The 2,422-nt window shown below is 60.6% G+C and carries 1 protein-coding gene; it reads left to right on the top strand.

Annotated elements, in window-relative coordinates; translation table 11 throughout:
• A partial coding sequence (locus D7V88_RS40665) for a DNA methyltransferase (RefSeq protein ID WP_147449115.1) occupies positions 1-2,095 on the top strand: 2,095 nt, incomplete at its 5' end.
• Positions 2,096-2,422 lie beyond the last annotated feature (327 nt).

Below are 2,422 nucleotides of genomic sequence, written 5' to 3'. Positions count from 1 at the left end.
GCTCTACGCCGTCGTTGAGCCAGTGGAGCTGACAAAAGCGGAGCTAACGAGCCTCCACGAGGCTGCGATCCATGATTGGACGCGTGTCAATCCTGCCATCTTCGGGACAATCTTTCAGTCCACGATGGACGAAGATGAACGGCATGCCTATGGCGCACACTTTACTCACGAGCAGGACATCCTCAAGGTCGTAAACCCAACCATCATTCGGCCCTGGCAGGATCGGATCGACAAGGCGGGGACGCTGAAGGAGTTGCTTGAGGTTAAGAAGGCCCTGAACAAGTTCCGGGTAATCGACCCGGCATGTGGCAGCGGCAACTTTCTCTATGTCGCATTCAGGGCGCTGAAGCGCCTGGAGATCGACCTTCTACTGGCGATCCGCAAGGCCTACAGCGGCAAGAAGGCGCAAGCCGTTGCTCAAGGGAGCCTCAGTGTCCAGCAGTTCTATGGCTTCGATGTGATCCCCTTCGCGGTGGAACTCGCCAAGGTCACGCTGCTTCTCGCCAAGGAGCTGGCGCTGAAAGAAGCTCAGGAAATGCTGGGTGATGACCAGGGAATGTTCGACCTGGATCCAGCGCTTCCGCTTGAGAATTTGAACAGCAACATTGTTTGTGCCGACGCGCTTCTGAGCAAGTGGCCGAAGGTCGACGTCATCATTGGCAATCCTCCGTTTGTCTCGAAGAACAACGCTGCAGCCGAGATTGACTCGGAGCGCTTGGCTGCCGTCCGCAAGGCGATGCCGGAGGTGAGCCGGCGTGCTGACTACTGCGTATACTTCTTCCGCCGCGCGCATGAAGAGCTGCCCCTGGGGGGGCGAGCTGGCCTCGTCGGAACGAATACGATCCGGGAGAATGAATCACGCGACAGCGGGCTCTCGTACATCGTGAATAGCGGAGGCACCATCGTCGAGGCGGTCTCCACCCAGCACTGGTCCGGGGATGCTGCGGTGCACGTCTCCATCGTGAACTGGGTTCGGGGTACTGCAACTGGAAAAAAGGCGCTGTTCAGTCAAGCCGAGGACGGGACTTGGTCCAGGGCAGACCTCACCAAGATTGGACCGGCACTACGGGATGGTGTCGACGTCTCTAGTGCACAGCCCCTTAAGAGGAATGCCGACTCAGCCGTGTGCTTCCAGGGGCAGACCCATGGACACGAGGGCTTCCTTCCATTCGGCGAAGATTTGGAGATGATTCTCAAGGACAGATCCTCACGGGATGTGGTTCATCCATACCTCATCGGCGAAGACCTTGTCGGGCGGAAAGACTCAAGTCCCTCGCGCTACATCCTCAACTTGAATCACTGCGGCGACCTGTTCGAAGCCATGAAGCATAAGAGTGCGTTCGCGCATCTAGCGAAGCAGGTCCAGCCGGACATCGAGGAGGCGGCCCGCAAGGAGCACGCCAAGTCGGGCAAGGCGAGCGGTCCGCGGCAGTCCCATGCGAAGCGGTGGTGGAAGCACTGGCGCGGACGGGAGGAAATGCTCGCTGCTATCGGAAAGCTCTCCCGGTACATCGCCTGCTCGCGCGTGACGAAAAGGCCTATCTTCGAGTTTGTCTCGTCCGAGATCCATCCTAGCGACGTCGTCCAGGTCTTCGCCCTTGAGGACGACTATTCCTTCGGAGTGCTGCAGTCAGGCCTTCACTGGAAGTGGTTCATCACGCGGTGCTCGACGCTCGAAGAGCGGCCTCGCTATACATCGGATACTGTCTTCGACTCGTTCCCATGGCCGCAAGACGCATCCGAGAAGCAGGCCCTGGCGGTCGCGAAGGCGGCCCACGAACTGCGCCAACTCAGACGCTCCTTGATGATGAGCCATGGCTGGAGCCTTCGCGACCTCTACCGCGCCTCCGAGCAGGGCGGGAAGAATGACCTAGGCGACGCTCAGGCAGCGCTTGACGAGTGCGTTGGTGCCGCCTTCGGCATGAGCCGAAAGGAGCAGGAGGAGCCTCTAGCGTTCTTCTTGGAACTCAATCTCAGCCTTGCCGGCGCCGAGGGGAAGAATCGGATAATTGTCGGGCCGGGCTTGGCGCCCTGCGTGAAGAAGCGCGAGAAGCTTGTGACGTCCGACTGCATTGTGCCCGCAGGGCTTCCCTAACCAGTCGCCCTGGCCACGCTGCTGGCCCATGCGCGCTGTGAGGCGCGACGTTCCAGGTCGCGGCTGGATTGTCCGGATAACTCCCTGTTAACCGGACAATATGGATATGCTACCTCGCGTGGGCCGGACGTCGCTGCCCTGGCGACGGGTTCAGCCGCTCACGTCGCTCCCGCAGCCAGTGACGGGCTGCGACTGCGCCGAACGTTCTCTCGGCGAGCGTCCAGCGACTCCTCTTTCCGCCGTCGCTTCCCTCCGACGCCGGCCCAGGTTCGCCCTCTCCTTCCCTCTGAGCCCCTTCCGCACAGGCTCGGTCGGATTGTCCGGTTA

It is taken from the genome of Corallococcus terminator (assembly GCF_003611635.1).
Lineage (GTDB): Bacteria > Myxococcota > Myxococcia > Myxococcales > Myxococcaceae > Corallococcus > Corallococcus terminator.
The sequence above is the reverse complement of the archived record's forward strand: the minus strand, read 5'-3'. Positions and strand labels throughout refer to the sequence as shown.